The 19,038-nt window shown below is 39.2% G+C and carries 15 protein-coding genes; 10 read left to right on the forward strand and 5 right to left on the reverse strand.

The genetic code is table 11. From position 1 onward, the window contains the following. Positions 1 to 31 precede the first annotated feature (31 nt). The gene (locus tag BacF7301_RS06775) at positions 32 to 1,120 is read left to right on the forward strand and encodes an acyltransferase (protein WP_167961409.1); all 1,089 of its coding nucleotides are present in this window, start codon (positions 32 to 34) and stop codon (positions 1,118 to 1,120) included. 159 nt (positions 1,121 to 1,279) lie between these two features. On the opposite strand, the gene BacF7301_RS06780 is transcribed toward BacF7301_RS06775, so the two are convergent. The 3 genes from BacF7301_RS06780 to tnpB form a co-directional block, all read right to left on the reverse strand. Then, on the reverse strand, positions 1,280 to 2,644 hold the full coding sequence (locus BacF7301_RS06780) for a VapE domain-containing protein (protein ID WP_167961411.1): 1,365 nt from the start codon (positions 2,642 to 2,644) through the stop codon (positions 1,280 to 1,282). 391 nt (positions 2,645 to 3,035) lie between these two features. Next, positions 3,036 to 4,649 (reverse strand): IS66 family transposase, encoded by a 1,614-nt coding sequence (tnpC, locus tag BacF7301_RS06785; RefSeq protein WP_167959613.1) that lies wholly within the window; start codon positions 4,647 to 4,649, stop codon positions 3,036 to 3,038. Positions 4,650 to 4,718: 69 nt separating this feature from the next. Further along, positions 4,719 to 5,228 carry an IS66 family insertion sequence element accessory protein TnpB gene (gene tnpB, locus BacF7301_RS06790; RefSeq protein WP_073347688.1) on the reverse strand — a complete coding sequence of 170 codons (510 nt, stop codon included), beginning with the start codon at positions 5,226 to 5,228 and terminating at the stop codon, positions 4,719 to 4,721. A gap of 359 nt (positions 5,229 to 5,587) precedes the next feature. On the opposite strand from tnpB, the gene BacF7301_RS06795 reads away from it, so the two are divergent. The 3 genes from BacF7301_RS06795 to BacF7301_RS06805 all read left to right on the forward strand — a co-directional run bounded on the left by BacF7301_RS06795 (position 5,588) and on the right by BacF7301_RS06805 (position 8,612). Next, positions 5,588 to 6,880, forward strand: coding sequence for an ISAs1 family transposase (locus BacF7301_RS06795; protein ID WP_167961413.1), 1,293 nt, complete (start codon positions 5,588 to 5,590; stop codon positions 6,878 to 6,880). Between the two features lie 65 nt (positions 6,881 to 6,945). Next, positions 6,946 to 7,581 carry an HU family DNA-binding protein gene (locus BacF7301_RS06800; protein WP_167961415.1) on the forward strand — a complete coding sequence of 212 codons (636 nt, stop codon included), beginning with the start codon at positions 6,946 to 6,948 and terminating at the stop codon, positions 7,579 to 7,581. Positions 7,582 to 7,811: 230 nt separating this feature from the next. Continuing rightward, positions 7,812 to 8,612, forward strand: a complete 801-nt coding sequence (locus BacF7301_RS06805; protein ID WP_167967132.1) for a hypothetical protein — start codon at positions 7,812 to 7,814, stop codon at positions 8,610 to 8,612. Between the two features lie 275 nt (positions 8,613 to 8,887). On the opposite strand, the gene BacF7301_RS06810 is transcribed toward BacF7301_RS06805, so the two are convergent. After that, positions 8,888 to 9,595: a hypothetical protein gene (locus BacF7301_RS06810; RefSeq protein WP_209319508.1), complete on the reverse strand. Its 708-nt coding sequence runs from the start codon at positions 9,593 to 9,595 to the stop codon at positions 8,888 to 8,890. Between the two features lie 479 nt (positions 9,596 to 10,074). Here BacF7301_RS06810 and BacF7301_RS06815 point away from each other — a divergent pair, with 479 nt between their 5' ends. The 6 genes from BacF7301_RS06815 (at position 10,075) to BacF7301_RS06840 (ending at position 18,241) form a co-directional block, all read left to right on the forward strand. After that, the gene (locus tag BacF7301_RS06815) at positions 10,075 to 10,731 is read left to right on the forward strand and encodes a hypothetical protein (RefSeq protein WP_167961417.1); all 657 of its coding nucleotides are present in this window, start codon (positions 10,075 to 10,077) and stop codon (positions 10,729 to 10,731) included. Positions 10,732 to 11,230: 499 nt separating this feature from the next. Then, the gene (locus tag BacF7301_RS06820) at positions 11,231 to 12,709 is read left to right on the forward strand and encodes an O-antigen ligase family protein (protein WP_245208393.1); all 1,479 of its coding nucleotides are present in this window, start codon (positions 11,231 to 11,233) and stop codon (positions 12,707 to 12,709) included. A gap of 139 nt (positions 12,710 to 12,848) precedes the next feature. Beyond that, positions 12,849 to 14,012 (forward strand): IS4 family transposase, encoded by a 1,164-nt coding sequence (locus tag BacF7301_RS06825; protein WP_167961421.1) that lies wholly within the window; start codon positions 12,849 to 12,851, stop codon positions 14,010 to 14,012. Positions 14,013 to 14,067: 55 nt separating this feature from the next. After that, positions 14,068 to 16,023: a hypothetical protein gene (locus BacF7301_RS06830; RefSeq protein ID WP_167961423.1), complete on the forward strand. Its 1,956-nt coding sequence runs from the start codon at positions 14,068 to 14,070 to the stop codon at positions 16,021 to 16,023. 256 nt (positions 16,024 to 16,279) lie between these two features. Continuing rightward, the gene (locus BacF7301_RS06835) at positions 16,280 to 17,182 is read left to right on the forward strand and encodes a hypothetical protein (RefSeq protein WP_167961425.1); all 903 of its coding nucleotides are present in this window, start codon (positions 16,280 to 16,282) and stop codon (positions 17,180 to 17,182) included. Between the two features lie 51 nt (positions 17,183 to 17,233). After that, positions 17,234 to 18,241, forward strand: coding sequence for a DUF2059 domain-containing protein (locus tag BacF7301_RS06840; RefSeq protein WP_167961427.1), 1,008 nt, complete (start codon positions 17,234 to 17,236; stop codon positions 18,239 to 18,241). 98 nt (positions 18,242 to 18,339) lie between these two features. Here BacF7301_RS06840 and BacF7301_RS06845 read toward each other — a convergent pair whose 3' ends face one another. Then, positions 18,340 to 18,798, reverse strand: coding sequence for a hypothetical protein (locus BacF7301_RS06845; RefSeq protein WP_167961429.1), 459 nt, complete (start codon positions 18,796 to 18,798; stop codon positions 18,340 to 18,342). Positions 18,799 to 19,038 lie beyond the last annotated feature (240 nt).

Here is a 19,038-nt window from a genome sequence, read left to right on the forward strand (position 1 = left end):
AAATTGCTAATCAAATCAGAAAACCTCAAAAATGAAACGTATTGTTTTTTTAGATTATATCCGTGTGTTCGCCTGCTTCCTCGTTATGGTTGTCCACGCCAGTGAAAACTTCTACATTGCTCCCGGAGCCACAGATATGGCAGGACCGCAATCCTTTCTGGCTACTGAAGTAGACCGATTGTGGGTGTCTGTGTACGACGGCTTTTCACGCATGGCAGTACCCCTGTTCATGATTGTCTCCGCTTTTCTTCTCGCACCGATGAAAGAGGGACAGACGATGTGGCAATTCTACCGCCAGCGTTGTCTCCGCATCCTGCCGGCGTTTGTCATATTTATGATACTATACAGCACCTTGCCATTGCTGTGGGGACAATTGGACGGAGAAACCTCATTGAAGGATATGTCGCGGATACTCTTGAACTTCCCGACACTTGCCGGACACCTATGGTTCATGTATCCTCTGATTAGCCTTTACCTGTTCATACCTGTCATATCTCCATGGTTGAGGAAAGCTACGGCGAAAGAAGAACGTTTCTTCATCGGATTGTTCCTGCTGTCCACCTGTATGCCCTACCTCAACCGTTGGTGCGGTGAAGTGTGGGGACAATGTTTCTGGAACGAATATCATATGTTATGGTACTTTTCCGGCTATCTGGGATACCTCGTACTGGCGCATTACATACGTACACACCTGACTTGGAGCCGTTCCAAGCGTTTCGTTATTGGAACCATCCTTATGGTTGTCGGTGCTGTATGGACTATCTATTCATTCTATGTCCAGGCCGTACCCGGCGAGCTTCATGTCACTCCTGTCATAGAAATAGGTTGGGCTTTCTGTACAATCAACTGTGTACTTCTCACAACGGGCACGTTCCTTTTGTTCACCTGCATCAAACGGCAGGAAGCCCCGAAAGCTGTAACAGAAATGTCGAAACTCAGCTATGGCATGTATCTTATGCACATATTCTGGCTCGGACTGTGGGTAACCTTGTTCAAGCAAACACTGGGATTGCCTACCGTCGCCGCCATACCTTGCATCGCTGTGGCTACATTCATCAGTTGTTTCGTAACGACGAAGATTATCTCGTTTGTGCCGGGCAGTAAGTGGATAATAGGATAAAATGAATATCTCATCCAAAAGGTATCGTTTTCATCGTTTCTATCGGTGGAAACGATACCTTTTTCTTTTGAGTACACATTCTTTTTCACCTCTTTCATCAGATGCATATTCTCTTTTAATACAGCTTATTACGGGTGAACCCTTGCTCGAAATCAGGGACTATGCCGCTTTCAACGCTTTCACCAGATACACATTCCCATATTTGGTATGTTTGCGGGTGACTCCCGCCGCAAGCAACACTTGTGCAAATGTAGCCGGATTACTTCCACGCATGGCAGCCGGGTTATACATTTTCAGTCTCCTGAATATGTCCGAAGCCGAAAGCCGTTCGCTTCCTACTTCGTCGTCTCCGGCCATCCGGTAACAGGCATGAAAGACTTCTTCCGCCGGGCAAGGATGATAAAAGGCGGTGTTGTGGCGTTGCAATTCCCGTTCTTCCTCTTTAGTAAACCAATAGCGGATGCCGGAGAGTAGTTCCTCTTTCAGTTGTGCATATATTTGGTCGTGCTCCATGTCTTCGCAATTAATGAGGTGTTCCGCTTCAATGCAAATGAACCGCCGGCTGCCGGTAGGGTCGGTGAGCAAGTCAAAACGGTTGCTTGTGCCGATGAAAGAAGCGATGCGCGGCAAGTTGCGGAAATTCTTCTGATAAGCCTTGCAGATATTCAGGTTCGCCATTTGCATCAAGTTCTTCAATAACGGCATTTGCTGCGTACCGTACTTGTCAAACTCATCCATGTTCAGAAGCCCCATCTCGGCAAGCAGCCTTTCCGTTTTTCCCTGTGCCGACAGTTTTAGGTTGTCCATGTAATAGCGTGATAGTACTGGTGGCATCAGTGCCTTGCAAAAGGTGGATTTTTGTCGTCCCTGCTCGCTGCTGACGAGTATAGGCGCTACACTGTTGGCATGTATGCCCGTCATGCCCAGCCATTGGGCGGTGAGTCCCAGCAGCCATGTGTGGAAGCTCTTCACCCAGAGCGGGTGGTCGGAGACACGCCGTGCCAAAGACTCCAGTCTGTCTGTTCCGTCCCAACCGGGCAGTTCTTCCATGTAAAGCCGGAAAGGATGGTATCCGGAAATACAGGTAGAGTAGATGTAGCGGCTTAAGTCTTTGTCCCAGCAGGGTATGCCTTGGTCATGCGCTTCCATGCAGAATGTGTTCAGTTCCCGCTTGCCTACGGGCTCGAAGGGTGTACCACGTTTGCCGGCGGGACGATATTCCGTTTCTTCTGTCAGTAAGTTGTAGCGGAAATCATACTGCTTTTGCAGGAATGCGCGTACCTCTTGTGTCAGCCGGACGGGTTGTTTTCGCTCCGTCTCTTCCTTTTTCTCTTTCTCCTTTTTCTCCTTTTCGGCAGACAGTTCAGTGTCCGTAAGACTGCCTATATGCATGTCTCCACAACATTCTGTCGGCTTTGTCCGGGATTTCTCCGCTTTCTCTGTCGCGTCTTCTTTATTCTCCTTCATTTGGAACAGTTTCAGTCCTTTCACTATCTGTTTCCACACTAATGTCATTGCATTCATTATTTTTTGTTTTTAAGTGACTAAAATAGGTTTGTTTATCAGCGCTGATACTGCAAATCTACTATAGGACGATACCGGTTTGCAAGTATTTCTCTAGAAAAAAGATATTTTTTCCTTAACGGAAGAAGTCGGCTTTTTATCACCTTTTTCACTACTATTTATCGTATCTTTGCCGTAGAGTTATCAATGATTCACTAGGGTGGTTTAATTAAATAACTAAAGTTGTTTAATTGAATAACAATAGTAGTTTGAATGAACCACAGTAGTGGTTTATTGACAACTCTAAAGGTTTCGTAAGCATTCGGCCTTTTGCGTATTTCTCTCCAAGCTATAATAAAGTCAAAAGCCAGACATACTTCGTCTGGCTTTTGACTTTACTAAATTATCTTGTTTATCCTTTCCAATTAAATGGCAGTAAATCGGAGTAGTCGTTTTTCTCTTCTCTTTCTTTCTCCTGTACCCTGATCAACACGTCCTGCATCCATAGTTTTGGGTTCACCTTATTTTCCCTGCAACATCCCATCAGTGAAAAGAATATTGCCGCTGCATGTGCCGCCTCATGTGAACCGGAGAAAAGAGTGTTTTTTCTGTTCAAAGTCAATGGTCTTATAGAACGCTCCACCGGATTATTGTCAATGCAGAATTGTGCATCGTTGACATATCCGGACAGTTGTTCAAATCGTGTGTACATATAGAATATGGCCTTGGCAATAGGCGATTTCTCAACCGTATGTTCATATTCCTCCTTGCACCATTTTTCCAGTCCTTTGATAATAGGGTACGATTCTTCCCGGCGAAGCTTTACTACAGCCCCGCCTTCCAGATGTTCTATGCTGATTTTCTCCTCCACAGCATACAGTCTGCCTATTTGTTCAAGTGCATGCCTTGCTCTGGGAGGGTCATTTCCTTCCGCTTCCACAAACTTGCGCCTGACGTGTGCCCAGCAGCACAGGTGCAACTTTCCGGGTAGCGTGTCGAACTCGTCATATACTGCAAAACCGTCACTCTGTACCACCCGGACCTGTCCTGCCAGCAGTGTGTCTATTCCACTGCTGCCACGTCCCTTGTGATATTCAAAGAAGGGGGTATGGAACCGGGGCAGATAGAAGTTCCACATATACCCGCGGTGAAGGGCACCGGGACGGTCGCTTTCAAGTACGGGATGGGGCGTCTCATCGGCCATGACGTAATAACTGTCCTTGACCAGTTCACGAAGCTCATTATAGACCGGCTCCAGACGCTGTGCGGCGGCCATCATCCAGTTACTTACGGTGGAAGGACTCAGATGGATGCCTTCACGCTCAAAAATGTCCAGCTGTCTGTGCAGAGGCAGATGATCGTAATATTTGGCGGTAGCAATGTGGGACAGTATACTTTCCGACGCATTGCTGTGAGGGTGTGCCATTACGGGCATGGGAGCAGTCATGATACGACCGTCGGCAAGTCGGTATTTAGGGCGGATGATGCGTCTCACATAGAATCGCGCAGGGCTGACGGCATATTGTTCGCTCACTTCCTCCCCCAGCTTTGTCGCTCCCTCCAGGGAAAGACCTTCCGGCATGGGAATGATGATTTCCTCACGGGGAAGGGACGGGTCGATGGGCTTACGGGCGTGGGGAGTAATCTTTTGGGTGAAGCTCTTACGGAAACGGTTGTAACCATTCTCCGATTTGACAGATTTCTCAGCTATTTTCTGTTCTTCCGCTACCGGGTCATTGACATCGGACGGGGATTCGAAACAGATGCTCAATTGGCTGGCATCTTCGGGAAGATGACGTTTTTCACTGGATTTACCCCATAAACGGCGTGTCAAGTCAGCCAATTTCCATCTCAAGTCAGCTATGACGGCTGTACAGGCTGAGATTTCCCCGGCCTGGCGGGAATACTCCTGCAAAGAGGCTTCGTATTTTCTCTGAAGTTCCGCATGCTCCTTTTCAAGACGTTCACGTTCCTTGCGCAACTCTTCGTACTCTTCCAAAGTAAGGGTAATGACTGGTTCTTTCACTGTATATCCACTTTTTTATTATGTGGCAAAGTTATCAAAATAAAGCTGTACGGCTTATAGGACGGGAGATTACTTTTCAACTGTTTTCCGATACTTTTTAACAGTAAGCAGCTCATTCAGGCGATTCCAGGAAATTTGAAGAAAATCCCTCTTCCGTTCGTCCTTTTTCAAGAGGAAAGAACCGTGGTTCAGACGACGGCATTCCAGACGGTATTCATCGTCGCACCGATAAAGGATATGCAACCTGCTACGGGAACGGTCAAGAAAAATATGGCAGCTCTGCTCTGACACGTAAGAACCCGTGTGCCGGATGACCTCACCACAAAGACCGTCAATTCCTTTATGGAAATTACAACCTTGGGGATAAAGGTAATAAGACCAGAAAGGACTGCTACGGAAAAGACCAAGACCTAAAGGGAGAAGTAGGTCCTGAGGGGAATGGATACCAAGACTGGAAGCCGATACTTTATAACGACGACCACCATCAAATATGAAAAGAACAGAATCAAAATGATTAGACTCAGACAAGAGACTACGCAGCTTTTCACTTTCATTAGAAAATACTAAGACTGAACACATAATGGAGTAAGATAATTATGAAGTCACAAAGGTAGGAAGGAAAACAAGGGAAACAAACACGCACAAGGCCGAATACTTACAAGGTTTCAGGGAAAACGCACGAGTGCTAATTATTTAATAACCAGCATTTTCTTTTCTTCTCAAAACTTATTTGATGGCAATACTCTTTTATATCAACTAATAAATAAAGTCTTCCTACTTTCTTTTCCTCATATAGACGTGTCACAACTTCACATTGTCATGATACCTATTGCTTTCATCCTTTTTTTATCTTCGGGGTTCTTCAATTGATATATTGATTATTTATATTGTATTCCTTCTAGTATTTCATTATCTTCACGTCTAAATAATAAATAGTAATGGATAAGATTGCAAAGGATTTTTTAATAAATGACGAATTAGCACGTCATATGGCCAGTATGTCTGAAGCTATTGATACAATTGACCCACGTGAAAAGAATAAAGTCACTTATTCGGGCAAATTGATAATGCTTGTCACTTTAGCAGGTATTTTTTGTGATTGTCAGAGTTGGAATGATATAGCAGACTTCGCCCGTTATAAGAAAGATTTTCTTAGGAGATTCATACCGGATTTAGAAACTACCCCCTCACATGATACATTACGTCGATTTTTTTGTATCCTAAAAACAGAAAGATTAGAGAGTTGTTACAGAGAATGGGCCTGTAATATGAGAGGTGATTCACCGTCCATAGAAGATTGCGACTGGTCGAAAGTTCAAATAGGTGAGGGTAATGATCTTTATACGAATAGACATATAGCTGTTGACGGAAAAACGATCTGTGGTGCCATCAATGCTGATAAACTGGTACAAGAGTCAGCGGATAAAATAACAAAGGAGCAGGCATCAGTAGCCAAACTTCATATTGTCAGTGCCTTTCTTTCTGATATGAGTCTGTCATTAGGGCAGGAACGGGTCTCAATAAAAGAGAATGAAATAGTAGCAATACCCAAATTACTGGACGACATTGATATACGACAAGGAGATGTAGTTACCATCGATGCGCTTGGTACCCAAAAGAAAATTGTAGAAAAAATAGTAGAGAAACAAGCCGATTATCTTTTGGAGGTAAAAAATAATCATTTAAAACTAAGGGAAAATATCGAAAACGATGCGGAGTACTTGCTAATTTCCGGAAGAAAAAATGATTTTATCAAAAGAGCCGAAGAAACCACAGAAGGTCATGGATTTATGGTGACAAGGACCTGCATATCCTGCTCTGAACCCAGTAGATTAGGGTTCTGTTATCGTGATTGGAAAAATCTTAGGACTTATGGAATAATAAAGACCGAAAAAATTAATATAGCCACAGGAGAAATACAAAATGAGAAACATTGTTTCATCTCTTCATTAGTGAACAATCCAGAGCTTATTCTTAAATATAAGAGAAAGCATTGGGCGGTAGAAAATGGATTGCATTGGCAATTGGATGTTACATTTAATGAAGATGATGGAAGAAAAATGATGAATTCCGCACAAAACTTTTCCACCTTAACGAAAATGGCATTGACCATTTTGAAGAATTATCAGGATGAAGACAAGAAGACTTCGCTCAATAGGAAAAGGAAGAAGGCAGGATGGAGTGATGACTACCTAACTAATTTGATAGATACCTTTATTAAAGCCTTTTAACTCGTGCGTTTTCCCTGCTAAAGGTTTTGCATGAAAAGTATTCATTATAAAGATGTTAACTGCTTATGGCTATACTTTACGATTGGTATGAGAATCCCGGTGAGTCCGACGATTCGGAAGAGAAAGGCTTGCACCCCCGCATTTTTTTGAACGGAAAGCTGGGGACGGACAAACTGTGCTGGATGATTCACAACCGCAGTTCCCTTTCTGTAGGTGATGTGAAAAACGCGTTCGAGATGCTAGCCCAAATCTGTGGTGAGGAACTGCGCGAAGGGCGTGAAGTGCATATCGAAGGGCTTGGCTATTTTGCTCCTATCTTAAGAAGCACGGAAAAAGTGACTCGTAGCACTAAGAACAAATCATCGAAAATGGAGTTGAAAACAATCGGTTTTCGTCCCGATGCCCGTCTGAAGGGTGAGCTTAGAGGTGTCAAGGTCAGCCGGAGCAAGTATGCACGCCATTCGGAATCCTTGTCGGAAGTAGAGATAGATATGCGTTTGAAGGAATATTTTGTCGAACACGATGTAATGCTTCGTTACGACTTTCAGGAAGTGTGCTGCATGACGCGGACTACGGCGAACCGTCATCTCCGAAGATTGCAGGAAGAAGGGAAATTGCGGAATATAGGTAAACTTATGCAACCGATTTATGTACCTGCGGCAGGGTATTACGGGGTGTCGCGCGAATTGGTGCGGCGATAAGCGGTGAAAGCGTTGAAAGCACTGTAAGGCGACTTTTACAGCATCGCTTTCACCCGCTTTCCTACTTCGGATAGAGGTTTCGGGAAAAAAGGTGAAAGCGATGAAGGTGCAGTGACTTTGTTGGGTAATCCGGGACTTTTCGTTTTATGAAAAGAATATTGAAGATGATTGTCAATGTGAATATTCTTTTCGCTATATTTGTGGCTCAAGAACACAAGATAAAATGAGTGATGAAATTTCCGACTTATCCTTTTAAGCAATTACTGTCAGGTGGTTTACTCTGCTGTTTGATTCTGCTGGCGGCTTATATATTCCAGGCTTTTTTCCCTGAAATGTATGTTGATGCATTTTCATCTTCCATGCATCTATTGATGTGGCTGATCCTTTTCGTTGGGGCGTTGCTATGGACATTTCATGCAAAAGGAGAGCGTATCGGAATTTCTGAAGTAATAGACTGGCAGTTTATAGCTGCTTTTATTTTAATTACGGCAGATGAGATTTATATGATAATGCCGAGAGAAATCTATATGGAGGCAGCGCCGACCCTATCTGAATATACCATTCCCGTGTTGGCCGTTGTTGGCATAATGATAGCTGCTACTATTAAAGTCTCCACAACGTTGTATCAGAAATTGGCGGACGAACGACGACAAACTATTCTTCAAACTCAGAGAATACAGCAATTACTGGATTCTCCTCCGACAAAACAGAAAAATATAACTTTAGTTCGTAAACTTATGGAAAATCGGTCTATCGCCCAATTTTCCGCCAAAGACTATCTTTTACTAGTAGAAGAGTGCCAAATGATTGATCCCGAATTCTTTGCTTGGCTGAAGAAACAAGGTTGTCAACTTCCACCGCGGGATATTGTACTATGTGTGCTTATTCGAATGTATAAAACGAAAGAAGAAATATTGTCTATATTTTGCATTGCTGATGGGGCTTATCGCACGATGAGGTCTCGTGTCCGAAAACGTTTAGGACTTGGCGATGAGGAGTTGGAGGCTTTTCTACAAGCGGAGCTAAAATAATAACTTTTGCAGAGTGCCTGCCAGTTTCATAAATGTGTAGATAGTAGCCAAACTTCCACCCATGATGATATAATAGAACCATACTCGCCTATTGGAGTATGGTTCTTGTGGAAATAGACTGATAGCTCCAACCACAAGTGTTATTCGTGCAAGAAGCTCAAAAAAGAATATTAGAAAATCTTGAAATGTGTAGTTCAGGTTGCCAATAAAACAATCTAAATAACACATTGCGGTACTGATAAGCCACATTGCACTATTGAGAACTATATATATAATTAATTTCTTTGTATACATGATTTGTATTCCTTTTCGGCCGCCCTTTGGTTTCTTTCGTATCTCGATAATGCCTGTGCGTAGCAATTATTTGTAGAGGGCCCTATTCTACAGTTAATAATGTCATTATCATAATCCGCTTTTGCCTGTGCATACGCTGCTTGTCTTTTTGCTTCACAGCTATTAGCATCTCCGCCTTCAGTGCGTGTTTTTATGAGTGTTTTACCTGTAGATTCATGGCTCTCAGCATACTGTCTGAATAGAGATATACGTTCATCTTCGCTTAGTCTGGAGAATCCAGTATATAGAAGCAAGTTTTCCTTAGCTTCATTCATCTGTTGAAATTCTTGTTCTAAATTCGCTTTTTTGATAAACTCTTCCATGTAATCATCATCATTCAGTTTTTCCATAAGTTTGCCATACTCTTCTTCACTCAGTGTTGAAGTATAAGCCTGAAATTTGTCAGATAAGAGTTTACTATTCTTTTCAAACTCCCAAAATTCATCAGAAATAGCAATAGAGTCAATAAGTAAATTCGCATTATTTATTGTGTCTGATGAAAGTGCGGATTTTTTTGGTATTCTGTTTCCTTTTATTTGTAGTTCGTCAGAACAATATTCGTCCGTGCTGCAGCTATAAATAACAAAGATTGTTGCTAATCCACAGGCAAGTGCCATTGCATAATACAAAAAATGTCTTTTCTTTCTCATGATTATAAGTGTTTGGTTAGATTTAGAGTGTAAAGTAACGAAAAAAAATATTCTAAGGATGATTTTTAAGGAAAAAAATAAGGACGTATTTAGCTTTGATACATATTACAGTGTTACAATATTGTATTAAATTAAGAGATAGAAAGCTGTGAGAATCTTTTCTGGATTGGTTTAGCGACTTTATGAGTGTAACATTTATAAGAATAGAAGTAGACCTATTCTGAAAAGGATAAATTCATTTTTCCAAAGAACATGAAATCCATTTTATATTGTTACAATATTGGAGAAAGATGAAAAAATATTGTGCTAGAATCCTTTCTGGGCTTTTGTAAAGCTTGAATGAGTGTAACACTCTCTTGTATTGTGTAAAAATAGCTCATACATTTGCAATAAAATAATACAGACAATGTATCTGTTGTGTGATATTCATGTATGCTATTTGAATAACTATTAATAAATTAAATCTAATAAAAAAGAGTATGAATTTGAATTTTAAAAAAAAGGTTTTGTGCTTTGGTGCTATTATTTTTATCGCCGGCATGAGTGTGGTTATTTCTAGTTGTAGTTCTGATGAAGATGGCTCTGATAACAGAACTAAAAATGCACTAATGGATTCTGTTGCAGAGTCTGATGAATTTATTGATTTTGTGGATATGAGTGAAGTCTTGTCCAAAAAGACATTATCTTATACCTCTACTTTATCTCAAGAAGAGTTTGACGAGCTTGTGTATAATTTGAATAATGATGATTATATGGAAGAATTTGTGACTAAAGCTAATATTAAGAATGAGATATCAGCAATCACAAAAGCAAAGGAAAAACTTTTAAATAATACAGATTTTTTAAATTTGAATGAAACGGAGCGGACTAAGCTTTTTTTAGAAACTGCGAAGCGAAATTCTTCAATTATGTTGAAAACTCGTTCGGAAATGACTTCTAATGAGTGTGACCAACGAAGAGCTCAAGACTACTCATGGGCTAGAGCTCAAGCAGATATCGCTCTGATAGGTTGTACATGCTTATGGGAGATACCAATTGCAGCCTGCGCATGTTATGCGCTTGCTATGGCCAATTATGCAAACGATATAAGACTTGCGGATAGAGCTTATGAGGATTGCATGAGAAGTATTCACTAGAATTAGATACAGACTAAACAAATGAAACGTTATTATATTGCGTTATGTCTTTTATGTTTGTTTGACATAATAATCATTGCAGTAGATATCTTCTATCGAATAGATACTCTGTATTCTTCTTTAGGCAGTATATTAGTATGGGCAATGTTACTGTTTATATTGGCGAAAATAAACTTGAATAAAGAAAAAAAAAGTATCTGGATTTATTTGTCAATGTTTTGTATAGTTCTGGTGATATTGATGATTATTTATAGAATGATAAATAATTTAATGTAAGAAAAATTCCGAAGTTGGATTTATCTCTCTCTTCTATAAGTATCTACTGATAGATGAATTTGACTTTGGAATATTGCAAATATCTAAATCATACAATTTGTAAGGATGGAGTAAAATGATAAGAACATCTCATTATCTGTTTGCTGCATTGTGTTTAGGCAGTCTTTTTGTCTATTCACGACAATTTACGGACTCGTACATTGTTCCTAAATGGTGCTTTGTTGTGTTTATATTATTAGTAATATTAGTATATGAAGCTGTAAATATATTATTTGGCAGGCAGAATAAGCAGAAAGATATAGGGAACTCAGTATATGGTTTTATCATTGTTACTGCTTGCTTTTTGCAAGCAATATTCGGGGTTGTTCAGTTTTTCGGTTTCTTTCAGGCATCTACTGCTTTCAGAGTTACAGGAAGTTTTGACAATCCTGCAGGTTTTGCGGCATGTCTCTGTGCAGGCTTCCCTTTTGTCGGATTCTTATTGTCGGATAATAATAAATATATCAGGTATGGAGGATGGATGGCAGGATTCGTAATTGCGGTAGCTGTGATTCTGTCGCAATCAAGAGCTGGCATTATGAGTATTGCCTTTATCTGTTTTATTCTTTTGAATATGAAGTTCTTTCATAAAAGATGGATGAAGTATCTCTCTTTAGTCTGTTTCGTCTTATTATTGTCAGGATGTTACTGGATGAAAAAAGATTCCGCTGATGGCAGGTTACTTATTTGGCGATGCAGTGTAAATATGGTAAAAGATGCACCGTGGTTGGGACATGGAATAGGTAGTTTTGAGGCTCGCTATATGGATTATCAAGCAGATTATTTCCGACAACATGGGCAGAATCGTTATTCCATGTTAGCTGATAATGTGAAACATCCTTTTAATGAATATTTGGGAATTCTCCTGAATTTTGGATTTGTCGGCTTGTTAGTGATGCTTGCAATGATAACTTTGATAATGTACTGCTATAAAAAATATCCTTGCCTGGAGAAACGAATAGCTCTTTATTCCCTTATTTCAATAGGTCTATTTTCATTCTTCTCCTATCCGTTCACTTATCCTTTTACGTGGATTGTTATGCTCTTGTGCATCGTCATTCTTACAAGGGAATATGTTGCTATGATTTTTGCTCGTCCAATGATAAAGAATACTATATGTGTTTTCGTTCTTTTTTGTTCACTTGGAGGAATTTACAAATTAGTGGAACGCGTAATGGCGGAAAAAGAATGGGGCAAGACGTCCGGACTTGCACTTTGCGGAGCGTCCGGCAAGACTCTTTCGGACTATAAAGAGTTAGAGAAGAAATTTGAAGATAATCCTTATTTTCTTTATAACTATGCAGCCATACTTTTGGAAAATAAGCAATATGAAGAGAGCTTGAGAATAGCATTGCAATGCCGTAAGTATTGGGCGGACTATGATTTGGAACTTATAATCGGTGAAAACTATCAGGAATTGGATGAACATGGGCTGGCGGAGAAGTATTATAATAATGCATCTATGATGTGCCCTTCCCGTTTCATGCCTTTTTATAAGTTATTTCATTTATATAAGGATGTGGGTAGCCGGGAACATATGCTTGATACTGCCGGAGCGATTATAGATAAACCTATGAAAATTAAAACCTCAGCTATCAGGATGATGAAAAGGGAAATGAAAAGAGAACAAACGAGGTTGTTGGCAGAAGAGAATTTTGAATGACTAAAGAAATCATATCATTAGTGTCCACTAAAAAATCGCAATAGTTCTTTGAAATATTTGAAATATAGTTAGTTACAAAGGATTCCTGAGAGAACGGATTTGAAATTGTAGATTTGCATCATATTAAATATGATAGCAGATGCATCAAGATAAATACGTTTTCTCACAGTTGGTATCATTCCTTGACCGAAGTAAATTTAATCGCATCGTTACTAAGTATGATGGAGACAAATATGTGAAGTACTTCACATGCTGGAATCAACTACTAGCTTTGATGTTCGGGCAACTCTCAAACAGAGAAAGTCTACGCGACCTTATTATCGCTTTGGAAGCCCATCAAGGGAAAACATACCATTTAGGTCTTGGAAAAAATGTAACCAGAAGCAATTTATCCAAAGCCAATCAAAATAGAGACTACCGTATCTTTGAATCTTTTGCTTATTACATGGTTGAACAGGCACAAAAGAAACTCAAAACTAGTATCTTTAATCTCGGTAGTAATGTTTATGCTTTCGATTCTACAACCATTGACTTGTGTTTGGTTGTATTTTGGTGGGCAAAGTTCCGAAAGAAAAAAGGAGGTATTAAAATACATACACTATATGATATAGAAACTCAAATACCTGCATTCTTCCATATAACTACAGCTTCGGTTCACGATAGCAAAGCTATGAGTGAAATTCCTTATGAGACAGGTGCTTACTACATCTTTGACCGTGGTTATAACTGTTTTAAGAGTCTTTTCAAAATAGAAACCTTAGAGTCCTATTTCGTTGTAAGAGCAAAATCAAACTTACAGTTCAAAGCTATAAATTGGAAACGCCGTTTACCCAGAAATATACTTTCTGATGCAATTGGCGAACTCACTATTTATAAAAGCTCCAAGGATTATCCTTCTCACATACGAAAGGTTTGTTTTTGGGATGAAGAGCAAAAACGTAAGTTTACGTTCCTTACCAATGCTATGGATTTATCTCCGCTACAAATTGCAGAACTTTATAAAAACAGGTGGCAGATTGAGCTTTTCTTTAAATGGCTTAAGCAACATCTGAAAATAAAGAAGTTCTGGGGCAATACAGAGAATGCTGTAAGAATACAAATATACTCTGCAATCATTGCCTATTGCCTTGTAGCAATTATTCAGCATGACATGGAAATTGATAGAACAACTTATGAGATTCTTCAAATCCTGAGCATATCGCTAACTGATAAAACTAGACTTAGAGACCTCTTTAACAAAACTAATTTCAATAATGACAAAGAACGATGCGGTTTTAGTGAACCAAGTTTATTTAAATTTTAACCGTCCGCTTTTTTAGTGGACAGCAATGAAATCATATTATAAAATAGAATTGAATATGACAAAGAAGAGCCTTGTTATTACTTTTTTTCTGTTTCTATTGTCAGGCTGTGCAAGTGAAGTTGATAAACGTGTTGATACTGTCTTGTCAATCTCCGGGTCGAACAGGACTGAGTTGGAAACTGTTTTGAAGCATTATAAGCATGAACCTCAAAAATTGAAAGCCGCAAAGTTCTTGATTGCGAATATGCGATATCACCATTCGTATTATTCCGTAAGGAATCCACGGCAACATCCGTTGTTAGACTCATTGACAAGAGCCGCGGACTCTCTTTTCTATTATTCAGTGTATATGGCTACTGATAGTTTTCATAATGGGAATATACAAAAATTGATAGATAGTGTTCGCATTGGATTCAGAGAACAAAATGATGTCAGAGTTTCGGAGCAATCTGTCAAAACATTCTGGAAAGAAGATTATGATTTTAATTGGATTACAGCCAAGCAATTAATCAATCATATAGATCATGTTTTTGAGTGGAAGAGGCAGATGAATAGTATACGACAGTTGCCTACGGAGGATTTTTATGAATATGTTCTTCCTTATCGAAGTATTCCCGATAACTCATTAACTGATTTTTCGGATATATATTTTGCTTTTATGGATAAATATTTGAAGGATATTGATAAAGATTCCGTGCAAAATGTGGTTCAGCGATATAATTTCGTAATAAATCAGTTATGTAAATTTTTTCCTTTATATCCTTATAAAGAAGAAATAGGTTATCAGGAACTGTTTTTTTATGGCTTTCATGACTGCATCCCGATTGCAAGTTATGGTGTGTCTATATTGAGGGCTTGTGGTATACCTGCTGCTGTGGAGTTTAATGCATGTTATAAACAGTTTCAAGGAAGGCATTATCATGGAGTAGTATTGGATAAAAATGGAAATTGGCTGGCGTTTAATCCGGAATCGTCAATACCGACCAGCGACAATAGTTCTTTTGATACGAAAGACATACTGAATATTTATCGTTTTATGTTTTCAGAACAAAAAGATACGCCTTTCTTTATGGAGAAGAATGGTGAATATATCCCGGACATTTTTGATTCTCCATTTCTGAAAGACGTAACTTCTCATCTGTTGAAGACTGTTCCATTGATTCTTCCTTATCAGGAAACCGGCAATAATAATCTGGCATATCTTGCCGCTTTTAATAGTGGAGTGCCCTCTGGCATCATTCCCGTAACTTGGGGGAAAATAAACCGTACGAAACAGAATGTCACTTTCTTGTCCGTAATTCCAGATAGATACTATTTCCCTGTCTACTATTCACCATTTGGCAAGTCATTCTCTTTTGGAAAGCCTTTTTATCTCGACAAAGATGGGAAGATAATAAAATCTCATATAGAAGGAAAGGCTGACGATGTGACATTGCTTCGTAAGTTCCCTATGAAGCAAGGGTTGGTGGATAAGGCGGTAAAATTGATTGGAACGATAATTCAGGCGAGCAATGAACCCAGTTTTCAGCCCTGTGATACAGTTGGGATAATAGCGGATACACTGCAACCTTATTTTCAAGATATAAAACTTGACATGAAAAAAGGACCTTATCAATATTACCAAGTAAAGACAACGAATGAATATCCTCATGCCGTCCTGTCGGAACTGGAATTTATTACTGATATTCGATATGGATATGAGAATGTCATTCCAGCATCTCCTTTGCCGATACTGTCATCTGGGGATACTTTATCAGAAGATAATACAGAAGTTCGGCTTATGGATGAACCTTTGGAACGGATTAAGTGGAAGGCTGAATATGATGGTAATCCGCAAACATCTCCGGAGCCTTACCCGACTATACGTTTTATGTTGAAGAAACCTCAGTTGGTCACAAAAGTACGAATGATGCCATTGAATGCTGACAATGGTATTATAGCGGGCAATCAATATGAGTTGTTCTGTTGGGATAATGGCGAATGGAAGAAAATCCTGAGTCAACAGGCATAACTATTTTGCGGTCAGTGTTCCGTTCGGTTCACTCTTATGGCTCAGGAATCTGACAGGGGGAAGAGAGGAACTTCCATTCTATATAGATGATAACGGACAGCAGAGGTTTATTTATATGCAGTAATAGTCAGAGGAAATTGATGAAAACCGTATGACATTTCTTTGTCTGATAATTAAATATTTCCTATCTTTATAGAAAATATTCTTTTTAGGATTGTTTGACGGACATTGTTGATAATTGAAAAATGACACACTTATGAAACACAAAGCGTATTTTCTTATTCTGGTAATATCTTTGATACTCACTTTTGCAGTTGCACCATTGCGTATGTTCCAACTTTTCGAGAATCCTCCACTTTATTTGGGCACATTGATACGTGGAGTAATCTTTTGGGGAGTGACTGTTTATTTTCTTGCCAAATATAGTAGTATAGTGAAGCCATACAAAATTGTATTGTTGGTGTTACTGGCGGACTTACTACCGGATATTATTGTCAGGGTGTTTATGGGGCATTTCATTATCGCATTGCCTTCATTCCCTGATACTTTTTTACAGATAATAGTCGTTTTATCAGGTTGGTGGTATGCCCGGCTCAATAACATAGGAAAGGTGACGCTGGCAATAGTAAATTTATTGGTCTGTACTGCTATATCTTCTTATGGCTTTGTCGTTTGGAATGAGTTGGACTTTGTTAAAGATAGCAGGTTTGATAAATTGGAAGTCGTTGAAATCTTAAAACAAGCAGATTCTTCTTTGCTGTCGGATAGTATCACAACTTATTTTCAGAACAAAAACCTGATTGTTTATGTCGGCGGCGAAAACGATGAGGCAAATGAAATCGGATTGTCTTTCTTACAGAAAGTACAGGATGAGTTTAAAGAAAATAAAGAGGTCGCTGTATTATCTCTGATTTGTCTTGACAAGCTTGAAGAACTGAATCAAAAAACTCAATTTTCAAAAGAGACAAAGTTCCCGATTGTTTACATTGATAAAGATAAGTCTTGTCTCGATAGCTCTGCTTTATATCAATGGTATGTGATAGATAGAAACGGAATAATTAGAGTTAGAGAAAAGGTACACTTTCTGGGAAATAATGATAACCGGAAAGAACAGAATGAATTACAGTTTCTAAAGAAACTCATGGCATGGCTAGACTAAGAATAGAAAAGATGATAATATGTTTTATTTAATAAAGAAAATTCGATAATTATGAAAAACTTTTTTCCTTCCCAGGTAATAGTGTGTGTAATTGCACTGTTTACTTTAACTTTGCCGGTTTCTGCACAAAACCCGAATGCGACAGATGAATACAAAGAAACATTGAAGAAGATAATGGAGCTTTCCGGAACTGCGGCTACTACGGACGACCTTTATCCGAAAATGCTTTCTGTAATGAAACTTAATGCGCCGGGAAAAGATGATGCCTATTGGAATGAATTTGCTAAAGGTTGGAAAGAAAAAATAGAAAATAGGGTGATCGAAATATGTACGCCTGTTTATAAGAAACATTTGACATTGGAAGAACTGAAAGCAGTTGCCGCGTTTTATGAATCTCCTGTCGGCAGAAAATATAAAGAAAGCTCATTGGCTGTGATGCGTGAAGCAATGCCATTATTGGTGCAGGAACTCCAGACAGAGATGTTTAAAGAGGTGAGGCCTGACATGGATAAACAAATGACTGAGAACAAACAGGCAATGACAGAGTATGAGCAAAAAAGAAAACGTGATAAAGAATTGTATTCACAGGCTTATATGCTTCCGAAAGATAGTATAGTCGTAGTCCCCGGAAAAGTCTATAAGAACGGAATGTCTACAACTCCTTCATTGTACTCGATTGAGAGAAGAAAGAATGATACTAAAGTTACATTCGCACAACCTGTTTATTGGGATTCGCAATGGTTGTATTATAGTCCGGGATTCAAGATTATAGATAAAGAAAGTGGTGACGAATATAATGTGAGAGGATATGATGGTGGGGCCTCTATGAATAAACTGTTGACTGTTGAAGGGTTTAATCATAAATATATTTATATCAGTCTCCTATTCCCGAAATTGAAGAAAAGTGTGAAGGATATTGATATCCTTGAATTGCCTCATGCAAAGGATAAGGAACTATTGCCTTCTAATGACGACGGAAAGGCTAAATCATATTTTAATGTAAGGGTGAAGGACTACCAGGTTTCTTCCAGGAAAAAAAATAAAAAGGTCTATTTCTAGTTTAAGCGGCTGGTGGAACCTCAAATGCATTTGCCATTCCACCACTGTATTTTCGGGTAGGCAAAGTGACTATCCGGAAATACTGAGCCGCCTTATAGTTATATACTTCTCTCCGATGTAAATTTGAAGTCGTATTCCGGCTCGTTATCTTCTTTTATTAGAGGTCTTATCGTCCCTTCAAGAATCATGGATTCGGCAGAACCTAATGCCGGCAATTTCAAAATATTATATCCCGTTGCTGCTTCTCTTACAAACTTTTCATTTTCATCACTACAGATAATCAGTGTATTCTTCGGATTATATAACATAGGGGTTTCTGTCAACAACTTTTCCAGACGCATAAAGGCTTTAAGATTGGTTTTTGGATTTACTGAAATTACATGGATATATGATGGCTTCCATGCTTTATTCAGATTTTCGTTTTTAATAAGGGCGGTTGTTTCCGTGTCGTATGTATGGACGGTAACTTTACTTGTAATATGCCGGATGGGAGTTTGTGCATGGGTGAAACCTAAAGTGATGCAAAGTAAGCATAGTAATAAAATTCTTTTTTTCATGGTTCTATTTTTTATTAGTTTAAAGTGGCATTGGTTTATGCTTTTGAGCCTTTCTTTATATAAATACACTTGAAAAGAGGCTATCCCCACAACGGGAAAGTATAAAAAAGTTAAATGCCATAAAGAAGCTTCGGTAGTAATGAAAAAACCACTGACAACTTTGTGTTGAAAAAGCTGTTAGTGGTTTGTATTAAGTAAAGTAGATGTGATGACAATCAATAAAGAGTATAATGAAGACGG

Origin of the sequence: Bacteroides faecium (assembly GCF_012113595.1) — a bacterium.
Taxonomy (GTDB): Bacteria; Bacteroidota; Bacteroidia; order Bacteroidales; family Bacteroidaceae; genus Bacteroides; species Bacteroides faecium.

Coding starts and splice junctions, on each gene's coding strand:
- BacF7301_RS06810 (WP_209319508.1), bottom strand. CDS start 9,595: ATGAGAAAGAAAAGACATTTTTTGTATTATGCAATGGCACTTGCCTGT.
- BacF7301_RS06800 (WP_167961415.1), top strand. CDS start 6,946: ATGGCTATACTTTACGATTGGTATGAGAATCCCGGTGAGTCCGACGAT.
- BacF7301_RS06845 (WP_167961429.1), bottom strand. CDS start 18,798: ATGAAAAAAAGAATTTTATTACTATGCTTACTTTGCATCACTTTAGGT.
- BacF7301_RS06840 (WP_167961427.1), top strand. CDS start 17,234: ATGAAAAACTTTTTTCCTTCCCAGGTAATAGTGTGTGTAATTGCACTG.
- BacF7301_RS06825 (WP_167961421.1), top strand. CDS start 12,849: ATGCATCAAGATAAATACGTTTTCTCACAGTTGGTATCATTCCTTGAC.
- BacF7301_RS06815 (WP_167961417.1), top strand. CDS start 10,075: ATGAATTTGAATTTTAAAAAAAAGGTTTTGTGCTTTGGTGCTATTATT.
- BacF7301_RS06795 (WP_167961413.1), top strand. CDS start 5,588: ATGGATAAGATTGCAAAGGATTTTTTAATAAATGACGAATTAGCACGT.
- BacF7301_RS06805 (WP_167967132.1), top strand. CDS start 7,812: ATGAAATTTCCGACTTATCCTTTTAAGCAATTACTGTCAGGTGGTTTA.
- BacF7301_RS06780 (WP_167961411.1), bottom strand. CDS start 2,644: ATGAATGCAATGACATTAGTGTGGAAACAGATAGTGAAAGGACTGAAA.
- BacF7301_RS06830 (WP_167961423.1), top strand. CDS start 14,068: ATGACAAAGAAGAGCCTTGTTATTACTTTTTTTCTGTTTCTATTGTCA.
- BacF7301_RS06775 (WP_167961409.1), top strand. CDS start 32: ATGAAACGTATTGTTTTTTTAGATTATATCCGTGTGTTCGCCTGCTTC.
- BacF7301_RS06835 (WP_167961425.1), top strand. CDS start 16,280: ATGAAACACAAAGCGTATTTTCTTATTCTGGTAATATCTTTGATACTC.
- tnpB (WP_073347688.1), bottom strand. CDS start 5,228: ATGTGTTCAGTCTTAGTATTTTCTAATGAAAGTGAAAAGCTGCGTAGT.